Source organism: Pedobacter sp. AC379, assembly GCF_979258145.1.
This window is the reverse complement of the sequence record NZ_OZ409839.1, coordinates 1,408,085-1,432,049: the sequence shown is the minus strand read 5'-3', so window position 1 is coordinate 1,432,049 and position 23,965 is coordinate 1,408,085. Positions and strand designations below refer to the sequence as shown.

The 23,965-nt window shown below is 41.3% G+C and carries 26 protein-coding genes; 23 read left to right on the top strand and 3 right to left on the bottom strand.

Features of this window, described 5'->3' with window-relative positions; all coding sequences use genetic code 11:
- Window positions 1-8 precede the first annotated feature (8 nt).
- Both ACZZZW_RS06320 and ACZZZW_RS06315 read right to left on the bottom strand, forming a co-directional pair.
- A complete protein-coding gene (locus ACZZZW_RS06320) occupies window positions 9-1,079 on the bottom strand; it encodes an alpha/beta hydrolase (RefSeq protein ID WP_463492602.1) in 1,071 nt (356 codons plus the stop codon).
- Window position 1,080: 1 nt separating this feature from the next.
- Entirely contained in the window at window positions 1,081-1,641 is a 561-nt protein-coding gene (locus ACZZZW_RS06315; RefSeq protein ID WP_463492601.1) for a DapH/DapD/GlmU-related protein, read from the bottom strand.
- 119 nt (window positions 1,642-1,760) lie between these two features.
- Here ACZZZW_RS06315 and ACZZZW_RS06310 point away from each other — a divergent pair, with 119 nt between their 5' ends.
- From ACZZZW_RS06310 to ACZZZW_RS06245, 14 genes are all read left to right on the top strand, one after another.
- Window positions 1,761-2,576 (top strand): AraC family transcriptional regulator, encoded by an 816-nt coding sequence (locus ACZZZW_RS06310; protein ID WP_463492600.1) that lies wholly within the window; start codon window positions 1,761-1,763, stop codon window positions 2,574-2,576.
- A 256-nt stretch (window positions 2,577-2,832) separates the two neighbouring features.
- Window positions 2,833-3,741, top strand: coding sequence for a helix-turn-helix domain-containing protein (locus tag ACZZZW_RS06305; protein WP_463492599.1), 909 nt, complete (start codon window positions 2,833-2,835; stop codon window positions 3,739-3,741).
- A gap of 99 nt (window positions 3,742-3,840) precedes the next feature.
- The gene (locus ACZZZW_RS06300) at window positions 3,841-4,308 is read left to right on the top strand and encodes a (2Fe-2S)-binding protein (protein ID WP_055909711.1); all 468 of its coding nucleotides are present in this window, start codon (window positions 3,841-3,843) and stop codon (window positions 4,306-4,308) included.
- The gene (locus ACZZZW_RS06295) at window positions 4,308-4,940 is read left to right on the top strand and encodes a hypothetical protein (RefSeq protein ID WP_055909708.1); all 633 of its coding nucleotides are present in this window, start codon (window positions 4,308-4,310) and stop codon (window positions 4,938-4,940) included. The genes ACZZZW_RS06300 and ACZZZW_RS06295 overlap by 1 nt, the downstream gene beginning before the upstream one ends.
- A 24-nt stretch (window positions 4,941-4,964) precedes the next feature.
- A complete protein-coding gene (locus ACZZZW_RS06290) occupies window positions 4,965-7,121 on the top strand; it encodes a molybdopterin cofactor-binding domain-containing protein (protein WP_463492598.1) in 2,157 nt (718 codons plus the stop codon).
- A gap of 58 nt (window positions 7,122-7,179) precedes the next feature.
- Window positions 7,180-8,292: an XdhC family protein gene (locus ACZZZW_RS06285; protein ID WP_463492597.1), complete on the top strand. Its 1,113-nt coding sequence runs from the start codon at window positions 7,180-7,182 to the stop codon at window positions 8,290-8,292.
- Window positions 8,289-8,603, top strand: a complete 315-nt coding sequence (locus ACZZZW_RS06280) for a nucleotidyltransferase family protein (protein ID WP_055909699.1) — start codon at window positions 8,289-8,291, stop codon at window positions 8,601-8,603. The genes ACZZZW_RS06285 and ACZZZW_RS06280 overlap by 4 nt, the downstream gene beginning before the upstream one ends.
- Complete coding sequence (locus ACZZZW_RS06275) at window positions 8,554-8,874, top strand: nucleotidyltransferase family protein (protein ID WP_463497724.1); 321 nt, start codon at window positions 8,554-8,556, stop codon at window positions 8,872-8,874. The genes ACZZZW_RS06280 and ACZZZW_RS06275 overlap by 50 nt, the downstream gene beginning before the upstream one ends.
- A 1-nt stretch (window position 8,875) precedes the next feature.
- A complete protein-coding gene (gene moaA, locus ACZZZW_RS06270; RefSeq protein WP_463492596.1) occupies window positions 8,876-9,856 on the top strand; it encodes a GTP 3',8-cyclase MoaA in 981 nt (326 codons plus the stop codon).
- 5 nt (window positions 9,857-9,861) lie between these two features.
- The gene (locus tag ACZZZW_RS06265) at window positions 9,862-10,710 is read left to right on the top strand and encodes a molybdopterin molybdotransferase MoeA (RefSeq protein WP_463492595.1); all 849 of its coding nucleotides are present in this window, start codon (window positions 9,862-9,864) and stop codon (window positions 10,708-10,710) included.
- Window positions 10,711-10,794: 84 nt separating this feature from the next.
- Window positions 10,795-10,992: a hypothetical protein gene (locus ACZZZW_RS06260; RefSeq protein ID WP_463492594.1), complete on the top strand. Its 198-nt coding sequence runs from the start codon at window positions 10,795-10,797 to the stop codon at window positions 10,990-10,992.
- Window positions 10,993-11,043: 51 nt separating this feature from the next.
- Window positions 11,044-11,784, top strand: coding sequence for a sulfite exporter TauE/SafE family protein (locus tag ACZZZW_RS06255; RefSeq protein WP_463492593.1), 741 nt, complete (start codon window positions 11,044-11,046; stop codon window positions 11,782-11,784).
- Between the two features lies 1 nt (window position 11,785).
- Window positions 11,786-12,214, top strand: a complete 429-nt coding sequence (locus tag ACZZZW_RS06250) for a molybdopterin-binding protein (protein ID WP_463492592.1) — start codon at window positions 11,786-11,788, stop codon at window positions 12,212-12,214.
- 44 nt (window positions 12,215-12,258) lie between these two features.
- Window positions 12,259-13,644, top strand: coding sequence for an ATP-binding protein (locus ACZZZW_RS06245; RefSeq protein ID WP_463492591.1), 1,386 nt, complete (start codon window positions 12,259-12,261; stop codon window positions 13,642-13,644).
- 187 nt (window positions 13,645-13,831) lie between these two features.
- Here the strand turns inward: ACZZZW_RS06245 and ACZZZW_RS06240 are convergent, their stop codons facing one another.
- Window positions 13,832-15,166, bottom strand: a complete 1,335-nt coding sequence (locus ACZZZW_RS06240; RefSeq protein ID WP_463492590.1) for a putative sensor domain DACNV-containing protein — start codon at window positions 15,164-15,166, stop codon at window positions 13,832-13,834.
- Between the two features lie 365 nt (window positions 15,167-15,531).
- On the opposite strand from ACZZZW_RS06240, the gene ACZZZW_RS06235 reads away from it, so the two are divergent.
- From ACZZZW_RS06235 to ACZZZW_RS06195, 9 genes are all read left to right on the top strand, one after another.
- A complete protein-coding gene (locus ACZZZW_RS06235; RefSeq protein WP_463492589.1) occupies window positions 15,532-17,181 on the top strand; it encodes an ATP-binding protein in 1,650 nt (549 codons plus the stop codon).
- A 189-nt stretch (window positions 17,182-17,370) separates the two neighbouring features.
- Window positions 17,371-18,090: a LytR/AlgR family response regulator transcription factor gene (locus tag ACZZZW_RS06230; RefSeq protein ID WP_463492588.1), complete on the top strand. Its 720-nt coding sequence runs from the start codon at window positions 17,371-17,373 to the stop codon at window positions 18,088-18,090.
- Window positions 18,091-18,506: 416 nt separating this feature from the next.
- Entirely contained in the window at window positions 18,507-19,787 is a 1,281-nt protein-coding gene (locus ACZZZW_RS06225) for an OmpA family protein (protein WP_463492587.1), read from the top strand.
- A 23-nt stretch (window positions 19,788-19,810) separates the two neighbouring features.
- Window positions 19,811-20,392, top strand: a complete 582-nt coding sequence (locus ACZZZW_RS06220) for a hypothetical protein (RefSeq protein ID WP_055909669.1) — start codon at window positions 19,811-19,813, stop codon at window positions 20,390-20,392.
- A gap of 144 nt (window positions 20,393-20,536) precedes the next feature.
- Window positions 20,537-21,550, top strand: coding sequence for a hypothetical protein (locus ACZZZW_RS06215; protein ID WP_463492586.1), 1,014 nt, complete (start codon window positions 20,537-20,539; stop codon window positions 21,548-21,550).
- 18 nt (window positions 21,551-21,568) lie between these two features.
- Window positions 21,569-21,955: a hypothetical protein gene (locus ACZZZW_RS06210; RefSeq protein WP_463492585.1), complete on the top strand. Its 387-nt coding sequence runs from the start codon at window positions 21,569-21,571 to the stop codon at window positions 21,953-21,955.
- 31 nt (window positions 21,956-21,986) lie between these two features.
- A complete protein-coding gene (locus tag ACZZZW_RS06205) occupies window positions 21,987-22,172 on the top strand; it encodes a CsbD family protein (protein ID WP_134204090.1) in 186 nt (61 codons plus the stop codon).
- A 212-nt stretch (window positions 22,173-22,384) separates the two neighbouring features.
- Entirely contained in the window at window positions 22,385-22,954 is a 570-nt protein-coding gene (locus tag ACZZZW_RS06200) for a Crp/Fnr family transcriptional regulator (protein WP_055909656.1), read from the top strand.
- A gap of 74 nt (window positions 22,955-23,028) precedes the next feature.
- Entirely contained in the window at window positions 23,029-23,958 is a 930-nt protein-coding gene (locus tag ACZZZW_RS06195; protein WP_463492584.1) for an alpha/beta fold hydrolase, read from the top strand.
- Window positions 23,959-23,965 lie beyond the last annotated feature (7 nt).

Below are 23,965 nucleotides of genomic sequence, written 5' to 3'. Positions count from 1 at the left end.
GGGTCTGACTATTTCTGGTCTTTCAGATGTTTGGTGAAAAAGGCTTCCAACTTGTCGAACGGAATCAGGTCGGTCTTGTCATAAAGGTCAACATGGCCGGCATTTGGAACAATGACCAGTTCTTTTGGCTGCCCTGCACGTTTGTAAGCATCCTCGCTGAATTCCCTGGAGTGTGCCTTATCTCCGGTAATGAACAACATCGGACGGGGTGAAATGGTTTCAATATCGTTGAAAGGGTAGAAGTTATTGAACTTTGTATTACTGCTCAACGTAGGATGTGTAGTCGTTTTCGGCGAGCCACCTTTAGGCGTATATTCCCCTCTTGGCGTGCGATAGAACTCATAGAACTCGCGCTGTATCGGATGGGTGTTCGCATCCAATTGATGGGTAGTGCCTCCCGTATATTTGGTCTCGCCGCCCAAAAATTCGGCATAGCGTTGCTCTACCGCTTCAGCCTGGTTTTTTTTTCTTTGCTCAAGGCTCTGCGAATGGTTAAGAGCATTGCGGTTTGCCGAGCCCATGTCGTACATGCTCACCGTTGCAATTGCCTTAATCCTTGGGTCAATCTTGGCCGCACTGATTACAAAGCTGCCGCTTCCGCATACACCTAGCACACCTATTCGCTCCCTGTCAACAAATTCTCGGGTACCAAGGAAATCCACAGCTGCACTGAAATCTTCGGAATACATGTCCGGAAGTACGGCATTGCGTGGTGAACCTTCACTTTCGCCCCAAAATGAAAGGTCAATGGCCAGGGCAATAAAACCCCTGTCCGCCATATTCGAGGCATACACATCCGCACTCTGTTCCTTTACTGCGCCCATCGGGTGGCCCACGACGATTGCTGCATTTTTTGCTTTCCTATCCATGTTCCTGGGAATGAAAAGATGTCCAGCCACCTGCAGGTTATATTGGTTCTTGAAACTTACGGCATACAGGGCGACCTTGTCACTTACCTTAAACGTGGTGTAATCTTTAGCTGATATTTCTTTCATCTGTACATTGTTTGATGTCGATTGTGCATTTGCTGTAGCATATAAAAGCACAGCCGTGAGCGTGATAAAAATTGATTTTTTCATGTTAAATGTTTTTGATGAATTTTGCCGGAACTCCTCCGACAATTGTATTCGGGGCAACCTCACTGGAAACAACTGCTCCAGCGGCAACCACGGCATTTTCTCCAATGGTCACTCCAGGAAGTATCGTTGCCCCCGCACCGATCCAAGCATTTTTTTTGATGTGGATGGCTTTTGGAACCAATGAATGGCGGTCTTCTAGTGAAGTTGGATGTCCCTCTGATAATATGCTTACTTTCGGAGCGATAAACACATCGTCCTCAATGGTAATTCCGCCAAGGTCCAAAAAAACACAATCAAAATTGATGAAGACATTTTTACCAATTTTCGTGTGCTTTCCGTAATTGATGTGCAAAGGCGTAAATACCACAACACTTTCATCAATTTCCGTATGCGTTATTTGGCTTAAATAGTTTCTTATTTCATCTGGATCTGGGGTGCTATTCATTTGGACCAAAAGTTTCTTGGTCGCAAACGATTCTTCCCGCATTCTGTATGCTTCCGGATCGTTCGGTGAAATGGTTTCTCCATTGCGTAACCTCTCGAAAATGTTCTCTGTGCTCATTGACCTGATTTTTATTTTCAACAAAGATAAAAGGATTTCAAAGGTCTTCTGTTACATTTATTTCGCAAGTAATGTCAAATATTACTTATTATTAATTAATTGTTTTACTTTTACCTAATATGGCAGCAAATCAAAAAGTTATGCTCTGCAAAGCAGTATCGGCAAGTGAATTCCCAGCGGATTTTAATATCCGGTTTCATACCCATATGTATTGTCAGCGCGGTAGCGTGAAATTTGTCTTTAATGACCAGCAATATCAAAGTCAAAAGGGCGAATTTATTTTTTGGCTGGCGGGTATCAATGTATCAGACCTGTCTTTTTCAAAAAATTTTAAGGCCACGGTCTTGTTTGTCGACAGCGAACTGCTTACCGCAAGTTTGCCCAGTGCCACGGCGAGCATAGATAGCATTATACATTCCAAGGAATATCCGATCTTGCATCCGGATGAAAAAGATAAGGAGAAGATCCTGAAAAATTTTCAGTTGCTGTATGATATGTCGCAGGAAACAGGCCATCGGTTTTATAAGGAAGCACTTAAACTTCAAATGCAGATTTTCCTATTGGAGATGTGGCACATTTTTGAGGACGAGCTCGACAGAAAAAAACGAAGTTTGCAAAGCGGTACCTTGTATGAGCAGTTCGTACAATTGGTGCGAGAAAATTGTATGAGGGAGCGGGAGGTTCGGTTTTATAGCGAAAAGCTGAATATCACGCCCAAGTACCTCAATTACATTTGCAAGGCCAATACCCGGATTACCGCCTCAGAATGGATACAGCGTAACGCAAAGGAACGGATTATTATCCTGTTACAAAACAAGCAGCTGAATATCTCAGAAATTGCAGATCAAATGGATTTTTCGAGCCGCTCGTTCTTTAGCCGGTATGTAAAAAAATTGCTCGGCGTAACGCCTAAGGAATACCGGGAGCGAATATGAAGTTACAAATTAGGTTTCTTAGCGATTGGGTAGAGATGGGGCTATAATGTCCAGTTGTAGCAGATCAACATATTTGATGTACAACTCATTCAAATGAAAAGGATATTAATCACCGGCTCAGCAGACAGACTTTATTCCTAACTCGGGCCATTCGTGTGCGGTTTCATTTTTACACATAATACTCTTTTATTTACCATTTTTACTGATTATGGGTAAACATTCGCCAATCCAGATTCATTTCGTTAAATTCGGTATAATGTTAAAGGAAATGGAAGATGTTAAAAGATTAGACACGGTTCGCCAGTATAATGAGTATGCTGGCGTGGACACCCTTCACCCTTTGGTTAGTGTGGTAAATTTCAATGAGGTTCCTACGATTATTCATTATAAACACTACATGGGTGTGTATGCCGTATTCTTCAAGAACATAAAATGTGGTAATATGACCTATGGCTGCCAGACCTATGACTATGAGGATGGAACCATGGTGTTTATCCAGCCCGGACAGGTATATGGCATATACAGCGGAGGCGTTCCGGTAACGCCTTCCGGCTACGGTCTTGTCTTTCATCCCGATCTGTTGAAGGGAACCCATTTAGGCAGAATAATTAAAGACTACAACTTCTTTTCATATGAAGTGAACGAGGCCCTCCACCTTTCAAAAAAGGAGAAAAAAATAATCATAGAATCACTGCTAAAAATTTCCTCCGAAATAGAACAGAACATCGATAAGCACAGCAAGACGCTGATCGTTTCAAATATCGAACTGTTGTTAAACTACTGCATTCGTTTTTATGACCGTCAGTTTATTACCCGCAGCAATGAAAACAAGGATATTCTTGTTAGTTTTGAGAACCTGTTAACGGACTATTTCCGATCAGGAAAGGGCGCTCAGCTAGGACTGCCTAGTGTGGCATACTGCGCAGGCCAGTTGCACCTATCGCCCAACTATTTCGGCGACCTGATCAAAAGGGAAACGGGCAACACCGCCATGGATTACATCCAGTCAAAAATGATCGAACAGGCCAAAGCGCAACTTTTCGACAGCTCAAAAAAATTAAATCAAATAGCCTGTGAGCTCGGCTTTAGGTATCAACAGCATTTTACCAGGCTATTCAAGCAAAAAACAGGACTGACACCAAATGAGTATAGGACGTTAAATTAATCACAAGACTAAAATGACTGGAGTGATAGAGTATTTTTGGCTGTAAACATTATAAAGATCTAATAAAGCCACCGGGACATCCTAAACAAGACCAATTATATGATCAAACTTAACATTAACCAAAAAGCCCATGAAATAGATGCGGATCCCGAAATGCCGCTCTTATGGGCCATTCGTGACCTTGTTGGACTTACGGGCACCAAATATGGATGTGGGGTTGCCCAATGTGGAGCCTGTGTCGTCCATCTCGATGGTGAGGCCGTAAGATCCTGCGTCACAAAGCTTAAAAGAGCCCAGGGAAAACAGATCACAACGATCGAGGGACTGTCGGAAAATAACGATCATCCGCTTCAGCTTGCATGGAACGAGGTAAGCGTACCCCAATGTGGCTATTGCCATTCCGGTCAGATCATGTCCGCCGCCGTTCTGCTGAAAGAAAAACCAAACCCTACAGATGAAGATATAGACAATGCAATGGCAGGAAATTTATGCCGTTGTGGTACTTATCCGCGCATCCGACAGGCAATACACATGGCTGCAGAAATGCAAAAAAAAGGAGGCGTATAATGAAACGAAAAATCGTAAGTGATATTAAAGGCACTAGGATCCTAGTGGTATCATTCATTCTTGGCACACTGGTAATTTGCATGGCCTTCGGTTTTGAAAATGAACCGCAACCTGTAGCGCAACTAAAAACACCGGTGAAAAAGGACAGCATCGCATCGGTAAAGGCATTTCAGCAGGTTTACCGTGTCCTGATGAGCCCGCGTTGCATGAACTGTCACCCCTCCGGCGATATACCACTTCAGGGTGACGATAGCCACCTCCACGACATGTTCCCCAAAAGGGGCGTTGAAGGAAAAGGCTTGCTAGCGATGAAATGTACGAACTGCCACCAGCCGGAAAATACCAAGGGACTACATGCTCCTCCCGGAAATCCTAATTGGCACCTGCCCCCTGCGAACATGAAAATGGTATTCCAAGGGAAAACCGCACGTCAATTGGCCAAGCAGCTTGTTGATCCTACACAGAACGGGAACAAAAACATGAAAATGTTGATAGCACACGCTGACGATGATTTGGTGAAATGGGGCTGGGCTCCAGGAGATGGACGAACGCTTCCTCCGTTATCTCATGCAGAATTTAAAAAACAGTGGCTGATCTGGCTCAATACTGGAGCCTACGCACCAAAGAAATAAAAGTCAACCTAAAAAACAGATAAAATGAGCAACAGCGAAGTATCAAGACGGGATTTTTTAAGGGTAGCAGGCCTTGCCGGCACGGCGCTATGTCTGGGATTTTATTTCCCGTCAAACGCTGAGGAAGCGGCAATAGTCAATACCTGTGGTTCAGCTGCCGCTGACTTCGAGATGAACCCATGGATCCATATCAATATTAACGGAAAGGTTACTCTATTCAACCATCGGGCAGAAATGGGCCAGGGCTCTTATCAGTCAGTACCCCAGATCATTGCTGAAGAACTGGAAGTGGATCTGAAAGATATAGACGTTGCTTCGGCAATAGGGCATAAAAAATATGGAAATCAGATTACCGGTGGAAGCTCAACTATTCGAAGCAGCTACAAAAACCTGCTCAAGCTTAGCGCCACGGCAAGGGTAATGCTGATTTCTGTTGCGGCAACAAAATGGGCTGTTCCACAAGCGGAATGCTATGCCCAATCCGGTCACGTTTTCCACAAACCCACAAATAGGAAATTCCACTACGGGGAACTTGTGGAAGAAGCTACAAAACTGCCGGCTCCAAAGGACGTGGTACTCAAAAAAACTTCCGAATATAAACTCATCCGCAAACCGCTCAAAAGGTTGGATACTCCAATGAAGACCAATGGAACGGCTATATTCGGAATCGATAAAACGTTGCCGGGGATGCTGTATGCAGTAGTGGAGCGTAACCCCAGACTTCGCGGAACTGTAAAAAGTTTTGATGATACCGCTGCAATGAGGGTGCCAGGCGTAAAAAAGATCTTTAAGGTAAAAATGCTGGTTTTCAAAACCTATCGCGAAGGCGTGGTCGTAGTCGCCACCTCTACCTGGGCAGCCATGCAGGGTAAAAAAGCGCTGAAGGTAGAATGGGACGATACTGGATTTGAACACATCAGCACTCCGCTAATCTACAGCAGACAAATGGAAATGCTTAAAACCAGTGAAGGACTTTTCCTTAGCAAACAGGGAAACCCGGATGAGACAATTGCACAAAGCGCAAATGCGCTTGATGTAGTTTATCAAACGCCCTATCAATCGCACACTCCAATAGAACCAGTGAATTGCGTTGCACACTATCAGGCTGACAAACTGGAAATTTGGGGGCCGATCCAGGCCCCCGATATGGTCCAGGACTACCTCAGTGCAGAACTAAAGATGCCAAGGGAAAAAATTATTGTGCACATGACCTTTCTTGGCGGTGGCTTTGGAAGGAAGGCATTCATGGACTATCCGCATGAGGCGGCGATCATTTCCAGGGAAATGGGCGTTCCGATCCAGGTAATCTGGTCCAGGGAAGACGATATCACACAAGGTCCGCATAGGCCCGGTATTTCTTACCGCTGCCAGGGGGCAGTAGAAAATGGGATGGTAACCGCGCTAAAGTTTCGCATGTGCGGACAGAATAACGACCACTGGATGAGAGGGACGAAGTCGAACAAGGCGAATGGAAGCACCTCTGAAGGATTTTTGAAGCCTTATTACGAAAGCATCAAAAATATAAGTTTTGCTGAGGTTCAATTTGAAACACCTATGCCAACGATGTGGTGGCGCTCGGTTTATGCATCCACCAATGGCTTTGCTTATGAAAGTTTTATGGATGAACTTGCTTTAAAAGCTGGTAAGGATCCACTGGCGTTAAGAAGGGAGAACCTGAAGGATGAACGCAGTCAAAAACTGATCGATAGAATGGAAGAGGTGTCCGGCTGGAAAAAAAGAAAGAAGAATGAGGGATTTGGCGTGGCCATTACCGAATGTTTTGCTAGCACTGTCGGGCAGATCGTAAAGGTATCGAAAGATGGAAATGGAAAAATCAAGATCGATCAAGTTTGGGCAGTAATGGACTGTGGCTGGTATGTAAATCCGGATATCATTAAGGCGCAAGTGGAAGGAAGCATTGTGATGGCCCTAGGAGCTGCAACCCTTCATGAGATTACGTTCAGCGATGGACTGGTACAGCAGCGAAATTTTTATGATTATAAGATGCCGCGGATCACAGACATCCCTCCGATAGACGTCTATATTATGGAAAATGAAGCCGATGCAGGTGGTGTGGGGGAACCAGGGCTTCCGGCGTTCGCTCCAGCACTTACCAATGCCATATTTGATCTTACGGGCAAACGGATCCGAAAACTTCCTTTTGACCTAAAAGCCGTGTAAAGGTTTTCTATAAATCATTGGAACAGGATTTGGCAAACTCCTGCTATCAAAAAATAGAATGAAAGAAATTAACGATATTATAGTAGCGTATCAACTAGCAAGAAAAGCGGGCCAAAGGTCTGCCTTGGCAACAGTGGTCAGGGTCGAAGGTTCGTCATATCGCAGACCGGGTGCAAGGATGCTAATTACCGAAGATGGATTACTAACCGGAGCGATAAGTGGAGGTTGTTTGGAAGGCGACGCCTTGAAAAAGGCTCTTTCGGCCATACATCAGCAAGAAAATAGACTGGTAACCTACGATACTACAGATGAGGATGATGCAAAATTTGGTGTGCAGTTAGGCTGTAACGGCATTGTGCATATTCTTTTCGAACCGATTGATGGTTTAGATGAAAATAATCCAATCAAAATATTGGAATCAATAAACGGTGAAAGGGAAAATGCGGTAATTATTACGCTGTTTTCTTTAGAATCTAAAACCCACCTTGGAACAAGATCTATCATAAAAAGTGAAAATCGATTAGGTAATCTTCCAACATCGATAACATCAGAAATTTTAGCCGATGTGCAGCAAGTATTGGATAGCGAGGAGTCTGAACTTAAGAACTATAAGTTTGAAAACGAGTTGATCGATGGTTTCATAGAGTTTATCAAACCTCCCATTGCTTTGGTTATTGCTGGAGCTGGCAACGATGCACAGCCACTGGCAACCATTGCGCATATATTGGGCTGGCAAGTAACAATCGCGGATGGAAGGCCAACCCATGCAACGCGTCAACGTTTTCCAAATGCCAAAACTCTGGTTACAAAACCCGCTCAACTATTACCTCAGCTTAATATTGATGCTCAAACTGCTATCGTTTTGATAACACATAACTATAACTACGATACCGAGTTTTTGGGCTTACTTTTGCAAACTGATGTACCCTATATTGGCGCCTTGGGACCGAAGAAAAAACTGTTGAGAATGTTGGACGAGCTTGACATGAATACCGAAGCTAACCGCTCTCGTGTTTATGGACCAGTTGGACTGGATATTGGTGCAGAGACGGCAGAAGAAATTGCAATTTCAATTATCGCCGAAATTAAGTCTTCTTTGAGCAGAGCAACAGCATCGTCACTAAAAGAGAAAAACCAGCCTATTCATGTACATACAAAATCTATGTCATGAAAACAGGAATAATAATATTGGCAGCCGGCAATTGTAGCAGACTGGGAAAACCCAAACAACTGCTTGTGTTTAAAGAAAATACACTTTTAGAGAAAACCGTAGCAGCAGCAGAACAAACTTCATTCGCCCCTATTGTTTTGGTTTTGGGTGCCTACGCTGATGAAATTTTGGCATCAATTAAAGAAATGAACATTAATTATACCGTCAACGATAATTGGCAGGATAGCATGTCAGCCAGTATTAAGGTAGGCCTAAAAAAAAATTATTGGCCTCGAGCCAGAAATAGAAAACGTAATTGTAACTGTTACTGATCAACCATTTGTTACTGCTGATATTTTTAACTCATTGCATGAGCAGCAGCTTAAAACAGGTAAAAATATCATTGCCTGTAGTTATGCCGAAACCATAGGCAAGCCAGCATTGTTCAATACGCAGTATTTTGATGAACTGGATTTGCTAGAAGGTGGACATGGTGCGAAACACCTAATGGCCAAACATATAAACGATGTGGCAACAATTCAATTTGCATTGGGAAACATCGACATTGATACCGAAACAGATTATAAAAATTTAATTGACTAAAATGATAAAGGATTCCTTTGGACGCGTGCATGATTATCTGCGGATATCCCTTACCGATAACTGTAACTTCCGATGCTTTTATTGCATGCCCGAAGAAGAATACGATTTTACCCCAGCCTCCCGTTTAATGCAGCCTGATGAGATTTTAACCCTGGCGAAAATTTTTGTTGAACAGGGCGTAAAAAAAATTAGGCTTACCGGTGGTGAGCCTCTGGTACGAAAAGATGCGGCAGAAATTATAACAGAACTTGGTAAATTACCCGTAGAATTGGTAATTACCACCAATGGAACAAGAATTGCCGAAATGTTGCCAACGCTGGTTGCAGCTGGAATAAAGAGCATCAATATTAGTCTGGATACCCTGCAGCCAGAAAAGTTTATGCTTATTACCCGCCGCGATGTCTTCCATCAGGTTCGCAGTAATATAGAATTACTGCTTCAGGAAAAAATCATGGTTAAAATTAATATGGTGGTGATGAAGGGTATGAATGATGGCGAAATAAAAGACTTCATAAACTGGACAAAACATAACCCCATTCAGGTCAGATTTATCGAGTTTATGCCCTTTAGCGGGAATAGATGGACCAGCAATAAAATGTATTCCCTCCAGGAAATTTTATCTAGAATTGAACAGGATTTTACGGTTTTGCCCGTAGAAGGAATGCCTCATGATACGGCAAAGCATTTTATAATTCCCGGTCATGAAGGTTCATTCGCAATTATCAGTACCATGACTGCACCATTTTGCAGCACATGTAACCGAATGCGCCTGACTGCGGATGGTAAGCTAAAAAATTGCCTGTTTTCCAACGGGGAAACAGATTTGCTTTCTGCTCTTAGAAATAAAGAAGAAGTTCTGCCGCTTATCAGGGCATCTATTATGAGTAAGAAAAAAGAATTGGGTGGTCAAATGATTACTGACTTTGAGCATCTTGACCCAGAAACCATAAAAAACCGAAGTATGATTACCATTGGAGGATAAGATACATGATTACTGTACAACAAGCCCAAGAACTCATTTCCCAAAATATTAATCTGCTTACTCCTGTAAGGTTACCACTAAACCAGCGTTGCGGGCACGTACTGGCGCAAGATATTCTTGCAATTTATGACATTCCCGCTTTCCGGGAATCATCTATGGATGGCTACGCATTTAGCTATGATAAAAATTTATCCGAACTAATTTTAGTTGGTGAAATGGCAGCTGGAACAAATCAATACCTTGAAGTAAGGTATGGAGAAACCAATCGCATCTTCACCAGTGCGCCACTTGCTGATGGTGCTGATACAGTTGTGATGCAGGAGAAAATCGAAAAATCAGGAAACAAAATTATTCTGAATGATCCTAGCCTATCAACTGGAAATAATGTGAGGGAAAAGGGATCAGAAATTAAGGCAGGTGCACTGGCAATGCAAAAGGGAGAAATACTTAGTGCGGCGGCAATCGGTTTTTTAGCAGGAATCGGGATTACTGAAGCTGATGTTTTTCCGATGCCTAAACTTGCTATTATCCTTACGGGCAATGAATTGAAAGAGCTTGGTGCGGCATTGGATTTCGGTCAGGTTTATGAATCGAACTCGTATTCCTTAACCGCTGCATTGAAAATTCAGGGAATTACAAATATCGAAGTTTTTTGGGTAGTAGATGAGCTGGAAAAATTAACCACAACTTTAAAAGAAGCATTGAATAGCTGTGACTTAGTTCTATTGACCGGTGGCGTAAGCGTTGGTGATTATGATTTTGTTATCGAGGCAGCTAGAAATTGCGGAGTTAAACAAATTTTTCATAAAGTAAAACAGAAGCCCGGCAAACCACTATTTTTTGGCACGAAATAAAATAAGCTCATTTTCGGGCTTCCTGGTAATCCATCCTCGGTTTTGAGCTGCTATTACAATTATGTTTTGCCGGTTTTAAAAGGAATGTCCGCCAAAAAGAACGCTTTAAAAACTATTAAGGCACAATTGAATACCAGCTATCAAAAACCCAAAGGACTTACGCATTTTCTAAAAGGCATTTATGAAAATGGTATGGTAACGCCGTTAAATGCTCAGGAATCTTATCGTTTAAGTTCCTTTGCGCAGTCGAATTGTTTAATCTGTTTAAAGGAAGTGCAATAAACCTTTGCGCAGGGCGAAAGTGTTGATGTTCTACTTATAAGCCAATAATCAATGCAAGAAAGTTTTTTACTGTTTTATATCTTATTATTTATTGTTGCATTTCTGTACGCCTCGGTAGGGCATGGAGGAGCAAGTGGCTATTTAGCCTTAATGGCTATTTTTGCGGTTTCGCCAGCCGTTATGAAACCGACTGCTCTTTTATTAAATCTGTTTGTTTCTTCCACCTCGTTCATTCAATTTTACAGAGGAGGACATTTTAAATGGAAAATGTTCTGGCCTTTTGCCGCTGCCTCTATTCCACTCTCCTTTTTAGGTGGCACAATGGCTATTGAAAGTGCGGCTTACAAAAAAATATTGGGGGTATTGCTGCTTATACCGGTAATTCGGTTCTTCTTTTTTAAAAATACAGACCCGAAAGATTTTAATAAATCGAACATTCCACTTTCCCTCGCTATTGGTGGTATTATAGGTTTGCTCTCCGGAATGATTGGTATTGGAGGGGGAATTATACTCTCTCCCGTAATATTATTACTGAGATGGGCCGATCAAAAACAAACTGCAGCAATTAGTGCTGCCTTTATTTTTGTAAATTCATTATCCGGTTTAGGAGGCCAGCTAATCAAGGGATTCCAGTTCAATGCAGACATGCTAGCCTATGTGGGAATTGCATTTTTGGGCGGCATTTGCGGTGCATATTTTGGTGCGCTGAAGTTCCCTCAAACCGTATTAAAAAACGTATTGGCCTGCGTACTTGCTTTAGCTGCTTATAAATTATTATTTACACATGCATAAAATGAAATATATCATTCCCGTTCTTCTATTATTAGCTTTTGCTGCAAAAGCGCAGGAAAGCAAAGAGTTTGTAATAGATGGAAAAGTAAAAAACAAATTAACAATCGACTTAGCATCATTGAAGAATTACAAAATGATAAGTCTGGATAGTTTGGTAATTTTCAACCATCTCTTAGAACGTAAAAGCAGTATCAAAAACGTTAAAGGTGTTGCTTTAAAAAATATTCTATCGAAAGTAACCATAGATGAAGCATCACCAAAAAAATTAAGTGAGTATTACCTGGTCTGTACCGCAACAGACAATTATAAAGTAGTTTTTTCATGGAATGAGGTCTTTAACGCTAAAGCTGAAAACAATATTTTAATACTGTTAAGCTTTAATGCCGAACCTAAAAAAACGGAAAGAAACAGCTGGCCAACGATAGGCTAAGCGCAAATGAGGAAAACCTTCGGAACATAGTAAAACAGGCACCAGTGGGAATGTGCATATTGCAAGGAGATCCACTGTTTGTGGTCGAAATGAACGACACTTTTCTGGAAATCATCGGAAAACCTCGGGAAGCATTTGATGTTATGCCTTACTGGGAGGTGAACGCAGAATCTAGCGCAATTTATGAACCGATTACAAAACAGGTACTTGCAATCGGCTCTAGCTATTATGCAAACGAACATGAAATTATACTTATCAGAAACGGCGAGCCACAAACTGTTCATATCAACTTTGTTTATGAGCCGTTAAAAGATGCCGATGGCAAGCCATTCGCACTTATGATCGTTGCCATTGATATTACCACACAGGTGCTTGCACGCAAAAAAATAGAAGAAAGCGAAAAACACTTCCGTTCCCTGGCTGATATTGTACCGGCAAAAATAAGCAATGCACTCCCTAGCGGAGAAGTAACCTTCTTTAACCAACAATGGCTGGATTACAGTGGAATGAACTTTGAAGACTTAAGGGATTTCGGGTATCACCAGATGATGCATACTGAAGAAATTCCGGAGTTTCAGCAGCGATTGGGTGAGGCCGCTGCTAAAGGGACAGCGCTTGAAATGGAAATGCGCTTTAAAGACATTAATGGCGATTACCGATGGCACCTGAATATTGCCTCTCCTATAATGGATTCGCAAGGGCAGATTACCATGTGGGTGGGTTGTACCACTGATATAGAACGCATGAAAGAAGAAGAACTGCGCAAGAATGACTTTATCGGTATGGTTAGCCACGAGCTTAAAACGCCACTTACCTCGCTAAACGCTTTTTTACAAATCCTGCAGCGTAAAGCTCGTACTACTGATGACAGCCCATCTCTTGGTGTACTGGACCGTTCGCTTAGCCAGGTTAAAAAGATGACCACAATGATTAATGGTTTTTTAAATGTTTCCAGATTGGAAGCCGGCAAAATCCACATTGATAAAAGCCATTTCGAAATGGGTGAGCTAATGAAAGAAATTGAGGAAGAATATAGGATTATGATCAGTACCCACCAGATCAACTTCTCAATTAAGGGCGAACAGCAAATTAATGCAGACCGTGATAAAATCAGTCAGGTAATCAATAACCTGATCAGTAACGCTGTAAAATATTCTCCAAATGGAAGTACCGTAATGATCGACTCGGAAATAATTGGCAAAGAGATAATTGTACGTGTAAAAGACAGTGGAATGGGCATTAATGCGGAAGATCAGCCAAAGTTGTTTAACCGTTACTATCGCGTTGAAAGTCAACAGACCAAAACCATTGCAGGTTTCGGCATTGGCCTCTATTTGTGTGCAGAGATCATCTACCGCCACGGGGGAAAGATTGGCGTAGAAAGCCAGATTGGCCAGGGCAGCAAATTTTGGTTTAGCATTCCCTTATAAAATCATTACATAAGCGAAGTGGACGTTAATGAAAATTAGTTGAAGCAGAAAATTCGCCACCGCTTTGCGCCGTCAATATCGTTCGATATTCCGCAGATTAACGCTACATACACAATGCCAATGTTATTATGTTAGCACTTTTGAAATACAGATAAACACAGATCTATAGCTTATGTTGTACGAAAATTTAACCGTCTGCTTTCCGCTGTTTTTGGCTCCTGCCTGTTAAATACTGTTGGGTTTTAATATTCTCCCACATAATTAACTTATCTTCTACTTTCGAAAATGCCCTGATATCACCATCCTGAGATATAACCAGGCCAAGGGAAGATGGATGGTTCCAGCAATAGGCAATCATTGATCGGTGCCTTGTTCCATAATGCCTGGGATCATGTGGTTCAAGCGATTTTAGAGTTGCAGTTGCAGTAGAAGAAACATAAATCTTTCTAGGCATTTTTTTGGCCCGGAGTACTGCGCCAAAACCGTTGCTCACCATACTGCGATTGAAAAGCACCACCCCATCTACACAGGTTTGTGAGGCTATAAAGCTAATTGCTCCCTTTATCTCATCCCCTGTACCCTGCTTAGTATAAAAAGATCCTGATTCGCGCAGGTAAAGCAATTTGCTAACCGATCTTTTCCCGGCATCCAAATCTCCTTTAATGCTACTTTCGGCAACAAAGTTATCGATAGATGCTTTTGCATGTGCAACCATCGCTAGTGTAAGCCGCTCGTAATGAATTCTGTATTTTACGTCGAGGTCAGCACTGTTATCTCCAATCAGTATGGCTCCACCATGTTGGTAGTTCTGTATTTTGAGCAGCAACCTCGAAAAAGTCTGGATCCATAGCCCATCTAGAAAGTCTTCCCATTCAGCATAGCTTTCATTGGGATGAAACTGCTCTAGATATGCTTTTAAAGTAATCTTCAAAAAATCAGCATTCTTTCTTAACATTTTAGAAATGGGGCCGATTGTTAAAACATCCAGGTAACGCTTTACAAGCACATTATGCTTCAGGGTGGCGAGGAGTTCATAATCAAAAAGCACGTTCAAAGTACCAATATCGCTGATGGAAACCTGAAATAAACCAGGTTGTTCTGAACCGGTATCAGACTCATAATTTAAAAAGTTTTGATAATGCATCGCCTGATCGATCATACCCCAGATATAAATGCAGCCCTTTTCATCGTAATAAACAGCTAATGAGGAGCTGGCCGGATCTGCAGCCTTTGAAAGCTTGGCCAGGGTTTTGGTTGTCATCGCCACTTGATGGTCGAAAGCTACACAGCTCCACCTTTCCGGTACAATATAATTTGGAGGAGAAGGATCAGGGTTTTGCGGATCGAGAAAGGTGATTGTAACCCTGATCAGCTCGCTCTCCTCCTTGCACATGCTCGAATAAAAAAGGCAATCGAAGAGATCTTCCAAAACCTTTAAATCAGGAAGCGGGAGTTTGTTCCTTGTTAACTTAAGCTTATTCTGTACCAGCAAAGCCAGGTCAGCAGGGCGCGAATTTTCCAAAATACAATCGTTTAAAGCATAACAGATTAAAGTTAAAATCGTTTTACCTGAACTTACTCCTACATAAAAAATTGTTACGCAAAAAAGGTGTAACCCAGCTTAGAAGATTTTCCCTATCGAGCTATTTTATTGCTGATAATGCGGTGTATTAATCATGATCATTATAAAGGATTGAAGAAAATATTTTCCACATGTAAAACAAAAAAAATCTTTTTTCCTTTTAAGATAGATTCTGCAATAAACAAATTTAACAAGGCAGCGAACTGATGAAGTTTAAATACACTTTTTAGGTTTAAATCTCCTGGCTAAAGCCGTTTTAAGCAAAACTTGTTTTCACTAACCAACATAAGAAAATAAACCCCACGATGATTAATCGCCGCCAATCCCAACGTTTTACCGGAATTATCAGAAAACTCTTCGTTATCTTTCTCATACTTACTTTCATATTAACCGCAGGCTCTTTTATACTCCGCCACACCATAACTGCAAAACTCGACCGTTTAAGCGGCCAGCTCCGCCAACCATGGCAGCAACCGGCAATAAACAGGCTGCTCATTGATTTAAATATGACTGAGAACAGTTTCAGGCAGGCTAGCGCCAACGGACGGGCAAGTGATTTGGATGCATACAAAACAAACCTTAAACAGATTTTTGCCAAGATGGGCGGGATAATCAACCGGTATAAAACGGACGCAAATGGCCACTTACCAAAAAGCAAACAACAGATTGCACAAGCACTTCAACAAAAAATAGCGGTTTCACAGCAGCTGTTTGAGCTACAGAAACGCTTTACATCGCTCCTTGAGCAAACAACCGCAGGCTCAATTCAAGATCGCTCTGCAAAAGGTTTCGGAAAAAGGAATATGCAAACCGATACCTCTGTTTCTGTTTACCAGGAACCAACCAAAAGGAGCCTGATTAAACGATTAAAAGATGCGGTGAGCAATACCAGAACTGTTAAGGTATTAACAATTGAGCAACAAAAAAATCAGCAAAAAGCTGAATCTGAATCCGATCAGAAAGCAATGATTAATGAACTCGGCCAACAATACGCGCTTCTGGGCCAATCGAACCAGGAAATGATTTTGGCGAATTTAAACCTGCTTACCGAACTGCGGGGGCTTTTATTGGATGTGCAGGGTATAGAGCGGGTAGCCTTTGAGAAAAGCCGTGAGGAAATACTTGCAGAGTACCGTTCAACTTCCCGCGATTTAAATACCTTTACCGGCGTAGCATCCGTTTTCATATTACTTTTTATCATCATCCTGATCATTTACATCAGGAAGGCTTCCGGTGCAGAACGGAGGTACATCATGGAAAATTCGAGGGCTGTTAGGTTGGCTGGCCAAAAGTCAGAAATACTTGCCATCATGAGTCATGAAATCCGCAATAAGTTAATGGCCATAAACGGAGCGGTATTTATGCTTAAGCGGACAACCTTATTGCCTGATCAGGAGAAGAAAGTTACCTCCATTAATCTATCTTCAACACTACTGCTCGAAACGGTTAACAACGTACTTGATGTGAGTAAAATGGAACAAAGTGCCGCAGAACTAAATATAAGTCCGTTTACCCCTTACCAGGCCATTAGCGATTCGATGGAAGCCATGCGTTTTATGGCTGAAAGAAAAGGGATTGATTTGAATCTTGAATTTGAAGGCAGTAAAGAGTTAAGCGTAAACGGAGATGATTTGCGGCTTAAACAGGTGCTCATCAATTTACTAAGCAACGCCATTAAATATACAGATAAGGGCTATGTTCATTTATCTGCTCAACTCGAGAAAAAAGAAAAAGCTTACTTGCTTACTGTAATCGTTAGAGATACAGGCTCGGGCATTCGCAAAGATAAGCAGGCCGAATTGTTTTCGCCCTATTACCAGGCCGGTGGCCAAAAGCCCGGAACAGGATTGGGTTTATATCTATGCCGCCAGCTCATAAACCTACAGGGAGGTACCATCGCGCTCGAAAGTGAAGAAGGCCAGGGTTGTACAGTGCGTTTTTCAATCCCTTATTAATTCATTTGCAGGAGGTTCTGTATAATAAACAACAGCAATTAAGTAAATTATGGCTGATGAATTGCTCTATGTAAAATAATTGCAAGGTTCATCTTTTCTTTTCTCTTATATAAAGTTACCTTTGGAACCAATAAAGCGCATCCCTGCAAATGTTGTATACCACTAATAGTAACCTTACCCGTCACCTTAATGACGAATAAACTCAATTGCATTGTTATAGACGATGATCCTGAGGTAAGTAGTTATGTCAGTGAATTTGTTCGCGAAACCTCGTTTCTTCATCTGGTTTCCGTTCATGGCAGCCCCGCACAGGCAATTGATGTTTTGGGCAGTTCGGATATCGATTTAATTATACTCGACATTAACCTTCCGGGAATTGATGGAATGAGTTTTGCCAAAACACTCCATAATCAATACGGAAAAGATATGCCCCGGATTATTTTCATCAGTGGCTCTGGCGAGTATGCATCGCAAGGTTATAAAGTAGATGCAATAGATTACCTTTTGAAGCCTTTTACCTACGAAGATTTTTTTAAAGCTGCTTTTAAAGCGAAAAATTATTTACTGCCTGCAGTGCAGAAAAGCGATGCCGGAGAATTTATTTTTCTTAAAGTAGAGCATGAATTAATCCGTGTAGATGTAAACGACATTCTTTACGGAGAAAGCCAGAAAGATTATATTAATGTTTTTATCAAAGGTGGAAAGATGATTACGGCATTATCTACCATGAAAACAATGGAAAGCATCTTACCTTCCGATCGTTTTATGCGCATACACAGATCTTTCATTGTAGCCTTGGATAAAATTGATGCCATACAGCACAACACCGTCAAAATCGGAAAAGCAGTGATACCCGTAACCGAACAATATCGCCCGCAGTTCAAGTCACATTTCAAATCCTGGTTGTAATCCAATAACCACCAATAATTTCGACGATTAATTTAAGCCTTCTATCGGATAGGTAAGGCATTCTGACGAACGGATTTTCTGCCGGAAATACAAATAACTTTCTTTGATGTGTTTACATCAGGGCTGATAAGCGCTGCTACTAATTTGACACGACCATGAAAAAATATATTACTCGTTATCCTGCCACCTGCTCATATAATTTGGCCATAGAAATCTACCAAAAAGACTGAGCCGTAGCGATGTGATCTATAACAATAAATCATTTCGAAGATAATCCCCTGGCCTTTAAGATGAGTGAAAAATGCGATCAGCCTGAAGTTCCTTCTGGCCTATTACCAAGCATATCGAACCGGCCAGGTATTATCCACTAACACTCAGGTATAATTAAAATAAACAATAACAAAAACACCCAAAAGATGAATTACAAATTTACAAAATCAACAATGTTGCTTGCTTTATTAAGCATCTCAACCCATCTGTTTGCGCAGGAAACCCCAACTGCATCAGCGCGGTTTGGCAAACAATCTTTAAGAACATGGAGCGTTGGCGCCCATGGCGGAATATTAAGCCAGAATACCTTTTTAGGTGGCGAAAGCATTAAGGCCAAAGAGTTTAAAAGCATTGGCTATGGCGGCTTCATTAAAAAACAAATCTTGCCAGCGTTGGGTCTTCAAGCAGACTTTTTGCGTGGCGAAATTAAATCTTTAAACTCAACCAGCACAATCGAGCAAAAAAACAGCATCAATTGGTCTGGCTCATTAACCGCGGTATTAAACATTGCAAACTTTAGCCTTAATACAGAAAACGCTGTACTTATTCCTTACGTTAAAGCAGGTGCAGGTTATATGTCGTCGGATTCTCAGACCGGAAATGTGGAAGTATTTTCCAAAAGGGAAGGCTGGTTTATTCCTACCGGAGTAGGATTTAAGTTTGGTGTTGCCAAAGGGATCAATATTGATTTAGGTTATGACATCAACTTCATTAAATCTTCTCCAACTGTTAAAAGTGTTTACAACGAAAGCAGGTTTTCTTATGCCCATGCAGGTTTGGAATTTGCTTTAGGAAATAAAGAAAACTCACAACTGCAAAACTATAGTGCAGTTGCCGATCTGCGCAAGCAAAGTGCAGCAGAAAGTGCCGAGCTGAGAAGTGCATTATCTACCGCAGCGCAAAATGCTGAAAGAGACAGAGCACAATATGCCAAAGATTTAGGTGATGATGATAATGATGGTGTTGCCAACAAATTTGATAAATGTCCTGGTACACCTTCTGGAACTGCTGTTGATGGTTCAGGTTGCCCATTAGCTGCACCAACCACCATTATTAAGGAAACCACAGTGATTACTGAGGCAGACCGTAAAGTAGTTAGAGATGCAATTTCGAACCTGGAGTTTGATTTAGGAAAATCAACCATCCGTTCAAAATCATACACCACGTTAAACAGAGTTGCGGCCCTTTTAATAGAGAAAAACTTCAGCTTAAAACTAGCCGGCCATACTGATAATACAGGCAGCAGGGAATTAAACCTGCGCTTATCAAAAGAAAGAGCAGAATCTATTAAAACTTACCTGGTATCTCAGGGTGTAAATGCATCAAGAGTAGAAACTACAGGTTATGGCCCGGATCAGCCAATTTCAACAAATAAAACTGCCGCAGGCCGTCAGGAAAACCGCCGTGTAGAATTCACATTATATTAATCCTTAAATAAATAACATCAATCATGAAAAAATTTTTAGCAACTGTAATTATCTCAGCAACAACTATCCTTGCTGCCAATGCCCAAATTCAAAAAGGCAATGTATTGGTAGGCGGAAACCTAACCAATATCAATCTTGGGTTAGATGATCCGAAAATCTTCAGTGTAGACATTACACCAAAAGCGGCCTGGTTTATTCAGGATAATGTAGCACTTGGCGGTTATGTAAACTTTGGATTGGAAACAGCCAAAAATTCCAATACAACAACAAGCTATGGTGTTGGCGCATTGGGCCGTTACTATACCGGTAAAGATACTGAAGTACTTCGCCACGGACGTTTCTTTGCAGAAGCAACAGTGGGTATAGGTGGCGTTAATGTGAGCAATGGCGGTGGAAATACAAATGGATTAAACCTAAGCGTAGGCCCTGGTTTTGCCTATTTCATTACCCCAAATATTGGCCTTGAAACCCTGTTGAAATACAATGGACTGGTTGGATTTGGAAGTGCTACAACACAGAACAACATTAACCTTTCATTCGGTTTTCAAATCTACCTGCCCGGACAACGGACTGCCAACAAGGTAAAAAGAGATATTACCAATTAATAAATCAAATTTAAAATGCTGCTTTCCATCCCGAAAGCGGCATTTATTTTAATACATCGCATTATTTATAAACTCAAACGGTTTAAAGTTTTGCCGATTTCCAATCGCGGTCTCCTAAATAATTTTCTATCTAACAACAAAATCATGGAACAAAATATTGATCACATAAGAAATAAACCTGCCCTCGGATTTTTAACCCGCCTATCATGGAGTGCTATAATTGCCGGGGTTTTCATTGCCATAGCAGTGCAACTTCTTTTAAGTTTCTTAGGGCTTGGCATAGGCTTCGGCAGCATTAATCCGCTCGATGAAGCCAAACCTTTCAGCGGCCTTGGTACAGGAGCATTAATCTGGTGGATAGTAACTATGCTAATTTCTATATTTACAGGCGGATGGACTGCTGGCTGGTTCTCCAATCACATACAAAAAACGGATTTGGTATTGCATGGGCTGCTCACCTGGTGCCTGCTCACTTTCCTGAATATCTACCTGATCACTTCATCAGTTGGAAAAATTGTAGGTGGCGTAGGCTCGGTAATCACCAAAGGCTTTTCTCTTGCCGGAGAAGGAATAAAGGCGGCAGCCCCAGAAGCAGGTAACCTGATTAAAGATCAACTGGGTGTGGATAAAAACACTTTTGGGAAGATGAAAGATGAAGCTCAATTATTGTTAAGGCAAACTGAAAAAAAAGAATTACAGCCCAATAAATTGAATAAAAAACTTGATCAGGAATCCCGTCTGGGTGAATCAACCGGTGAAGCTGTTCTGGAGAATCCTCAGGAGGCACAGCAAAAAGTAGATGCATTAGTTTCTAAATTATTTTCTGAAAACGACTCTACCTTCAATGCTGTAGATCAGGAAGCATTGGTAAACATTGTAAAAAACAGAACCGGAAAAAGCCAGGCTGAATCAGAACAGATTGTAGCAAACTGGGTAAGCACCTTAAAAACAGCAAAAGAAAAGATTAAAGAGGTTAAGGCAGAAGCAGAACAAAAAGCGCGCAAGGTTGGCGATGAAATGGCTTCAGCCCTTTCAAAATTTGCAATCTTCTCTTTCATCGGTATGATATTGGGAGCTGTTAGTGCAGGTTTCGGAGCAATTTTGGCCTCAAAAAAAAGGCTTACAATTATTGAAATAAAACCCGAAGAACGAATTTAAATCTTGATTAAAGAAAACATGACTAAAGGGAAAAGAATAGGAACCATTGTAGCGGTAATTTTCGTTTTAATGCTTTTCGGCTTTGCTTATTACAATTACTTTTTTGTTTTTGGCGAGGGCGTTAAAGCCGGGGAATTAAATTACATCGTTAAAAAAGGCTATATTTTTAAAACCAATGAAGGAAAACTCATACAAAGCGGAGTGCGCTCCAGACAAAAGGGAACACTTGAAAACAACGAATTTGAATTCTCTGTAGCTGACGAAAATATTGCAGCAAAATTGATGGGCAACAGTGGCAAATTTTATGAGCTGCATTATAAGGAATATAAAAGCACTTTACCCTGGAGAGGATACAGCAAATATGTTGTCGACAGTATTTATGCCGCAAAAGAAGTTCAAAACTAATTAGTAGTTAATACCAAAAAAATCAAATACAATGGACAAATTAGAATTAAAAGGTACCTGGAATGAGCTTAAAGGAAAAGTAAAACAGGCCTATGCAGATCTTACGGAAGATGATCTGAAATACGAAGAAGGAAAAGATGATGAACTTTATGGAAAATTACAGCAAAAAACCGGCAAAACCCGCGAACAGGTTGTAGATTGGCTTAAATCTTTATAATCACAAGCTCCTAAAAGCTCCAGAACAAATGTTTTGGAGCTTTTTTATTAGCGCAATTTCCCGCTAATGGCGAGCAATTCGATTGCCCGATATTTCAAAAGTGAATAACCCTTTAGGCTTTGGCTTTATATTTTGCATAAACAAATTTCAATATTCCCCAACATATACAGTATATTGTCCGGCTTTTAATCCCCATAAAAACCGCTTAATAAATGCGTACCGCAGAGTTTGTCGCTTTCATAAAAGGAACTGTTTCCATTGAACAACATGAGCTTGATCTTGTACTATCGCGGTGCAGGTTTAAATCGATACCCAAAGGGAAGCTCGTACTGAAAACCGGCCAAATTGCCAACCAATACTTCTTTATTTCAAAGGGAGGTTTACGGTTTTATTATGATTTTAATAACAAGGAAAATACAACCTGGGTATGTTTTCAAAATGAATTTTTCACTGAAATTTCCAGTTTGAATCCGCAAAAACCCACCAGGTTTAACATTCAGGCAATTGAAGAAACAGAACTGCTGATTATCGACAAAAAGGATATGGATTTTCTATATGCGCACATTCCCAGCTGGGAAGAATTCGGGCGGAAAGTATGGGAAGCCACAGCGGCGAGGATGGTAGACCAACTTCTTAACTTTCAAACCATGTCTGCCGAAGAGCGTTATGCAGGATTCTTAGAGATGCCCGAATTGTTGAAGAAAATCCCTGTGAAACACCTGGCTTCCATTCTGGGGATCACCCCCAATGCCTTAAGCAGAATAAGGGCAAAAATCAGATAAAACATTTACTACCAATTGGTAGTTTTACCAACCTGTGGTCATGTTAACTTTGAAATCACAAAAAACATGACAATATGCAACAAAATTCAATAGCAAATGATATTTCTTATCCTGACGAAAAGTTAATTGAAGACTTTCCAGGTTTTACCAACGGCTATGCAAAGGTAAATGGAGTTAAACTTCACTACGTTGATGGAGGTTCGGGAGAACCCTTATTATGCTTACCCGGCTGGCCACAAACCTGGTATTCTTATCGCCCAATTGCGCTTGAACTTGCTAAAACGCATCGGGTAATTATAGTGGATATCAGAGGAATGGGCACATCAGAGAAACCTGAATCCGGCTTTGATAAAAAGAATATGGCACAGGATATTGTGGAGCTGATAAAAATACTCAACCTTGAGCAGGTGAACATTATCGGCCATGATATTGGTGGCATGGTTGCCATGAGTTTGGCCTTCAACTTCCCTCAGTATATAAAAAAACTGATCGTTGCAGATGGCATACACCCCAATGAAGGCATGATGCATATGGCACTCCTACCAACCGCTGGTACCTTTGGAGAAAAAATGGATGCCAATTTACCTTATGCTTGGTGGATGGGTTTTAACCAGGTGAAAGGCCTCCCTGAACTGATTCTAGAAGGTCGATTTAGGTACCTTATAGACTGGCTTTTCCGTTATGTGATGATTGATGAATCGCTGATGAGTGAAAAAGAGCGCGCAATTTATGCTGCTGCCTACAACGATAAAGAAAGTATCCGGGCATCCAATGCATGGTATCAGAGTTTTATTACCGATATCGAAGATGCAAAATCATACCAACCCTTATTAATGCCTGTACTTGGCATTGGAAGCTATGTAAGTTATAACTACATGAAAATGGCTTTGCCCTATGTTTGTAAAAACCTTGAGATGGCCGGGATGACCGAAAGCGGGCACTATCTATTTGAGGAATGCCCCGAAGCTGTTATAGCAACAGTAAACGAATTTTTAAAAAAATAACCTACCT

Excerpts from the sequence above, each read along its gene's own strand:
- ACZZZW_RS06320 (WP_463492602.1), bottom strand. The coding sequence starts at position 1,079 with ATGAAAAAATCAATTTTTATCACGCTCACGGCTGTGCTTTTATATGCT.
- ACZZZW_RS06315 (WP_463492601.1), bottom strand. The coding sequence starts at position 1,641 with ATGAGCACAGAGAACATTTTCGAGAGGTTACGCAATGGAGAAACCATT.
- ACZZZW_RS06310 (WP_463492600.1), top strand. The coding sequence starts at position 1,761 with ATGGCAGCAAATCAAAAAGTTATGCTCTGCAAAGCAGTATCGGCAAGT.
- ACZZZW_RS06305 (WP_463492599.1), top strand. The coding sequence starts at position 2,833 with ATGTTAAAGGAAATGGAAGATGTTAAAAGATTAGACACGGTTCGCCAG.
- ACZZZW_RS06300 (WP_055909711.1), top strand. The coding sequence starts at position 3,841 with ATGATCAAACTTAACATTAACCAAAAAGCCCATGAAATAGATGCGGAT.
- ACZZZW_RS06295 (WP_055909708.1), top strand. The coding sequence starts at position 4,308 with ATGAAACGAAAAATCGTAAGTGATATTAAAGGCACTAGGATCCTAGTG.
- ACZZZW_RS06290 (WP_463492598.1), top strand. The coding sequence starts at position 4,965 with ATGAGCAACAGCGAAGTATCAAGACGGGATTTTTTAAGGGTAGCAGGC.
- ACZZZW_RS06285 (WP_463492597.1), top strand. The coding sequence starts at position 7,180 with ATGAAAGAAATTAACGATATTATAGTAGCGTATCAACTAGCAAGAAAA.
- ACZZZW_RS06280 (WP_055909699.1), top strand. The coding sequence starts at position 8,289 with ATGAAAACAGGAATAATAATATTGGCAGCCGGCAATTGTAGCAGACTG.
- moaA (WP_463492596.1), top strand. The coding sequence starts at position 8,876 with ATGATAAAGGATTCCTTTGGACGCGTGCATGATTATCTGCGGATATCC.
- ACZZZW_RS06265 (WP_463492595.1), top strand. The coding sequence starts at position 9,862 with ATGATTACTGTACAACAAGCCCAAGAACTCATTTCCCAAAATATTAAT.
- ACZZZW_RS06260 (WP_463492594.1), top strand. The coding sequence starts at position 10,795 with ATGTCCGCCAAAAAGAACGCTTTAAAAACTATTAAGGCACAATTGAAT.
- ACZZZW_RS06255 (WP_463492593.1), top strand. The coding sequence starts at position 11,044 with ATGCAAGAAAGTTTTTTACTGTTTTATATCTTATTATTTATTGTTGCA.
- ACZZZW_RS06250 (WP_463492592.1), top strand. The coding sequence starts at position 11,786 with ATGAAATATATCATTCCCGTTCTTCTATTATTAGCTTTTGCTGCAAAA.
- ACZZZW_RS06235 (WP_463492589.1), top strand. The coding sequence starts at position 15,532 with ATGATTAATCGCCGCCAATCCCAACGTTTTACCGGAATTATCAGAAAA.
- ACZZZW_RS06230 (WP_463492588.1), top strand. The coding sequence starts at position 17,371 with ATGACGAATAAACTCAATTGCATTGTTATAGACGATGATCCTGAGGTA.
- ACZZZW_RS06225 (WP_463492587.1), top strand. The coding sequence starts at position 18,507 with ATGAATTACAAATTTACAAAATCAACAATGTTGCTTGCTTTATTAAGC.
- ACZZZW_RS06220 (WP_055909669.1), top strand. The coding sequence starts at position 19,811 with ATGAAAAAATTTTTAGCAACTGTAATTATCTCAGCAACAACTATCCTT.
- ACZZZW_RS06215 (WP_463492586.1), top strand. The coding sequence starts at position 20,537 with ATGGAACAAAATATTGATCACATAAGAAATAAACCTGCCCTCGGATTT.
- ACZZZW_RS06210 (WP_463492585.1), top strand. The coding sequence starts at position 21,569 with ATGACTAAAGGGAAAAGAATAGGAACCATTGTAGCGGTAATTTTCGTT.
- ACZZZW_RS06205 (WP_134204090.1), top strand. The coding sequence starts at position 21,987 with ATGGACAAATTAGAATTAAAAGGTACCTGGAATGAGCTTAAAGGAAAA.
- ACZZZW_RS06200 (WP_055909656.1), top strand. The coding sequence starts at position 22,385 with ATGCGTACCGCAGAGTTTGTCGCTTTCATAAAAGGAACTGTTTCCATT.
- ACZZZW_RS06195 (WP_463492584.1), top strand. The coding sequence starts at position 23,029 with ATGCAACAAAATTCAATAGCAAATGATATTTCTTATCCTGACGAAAAG.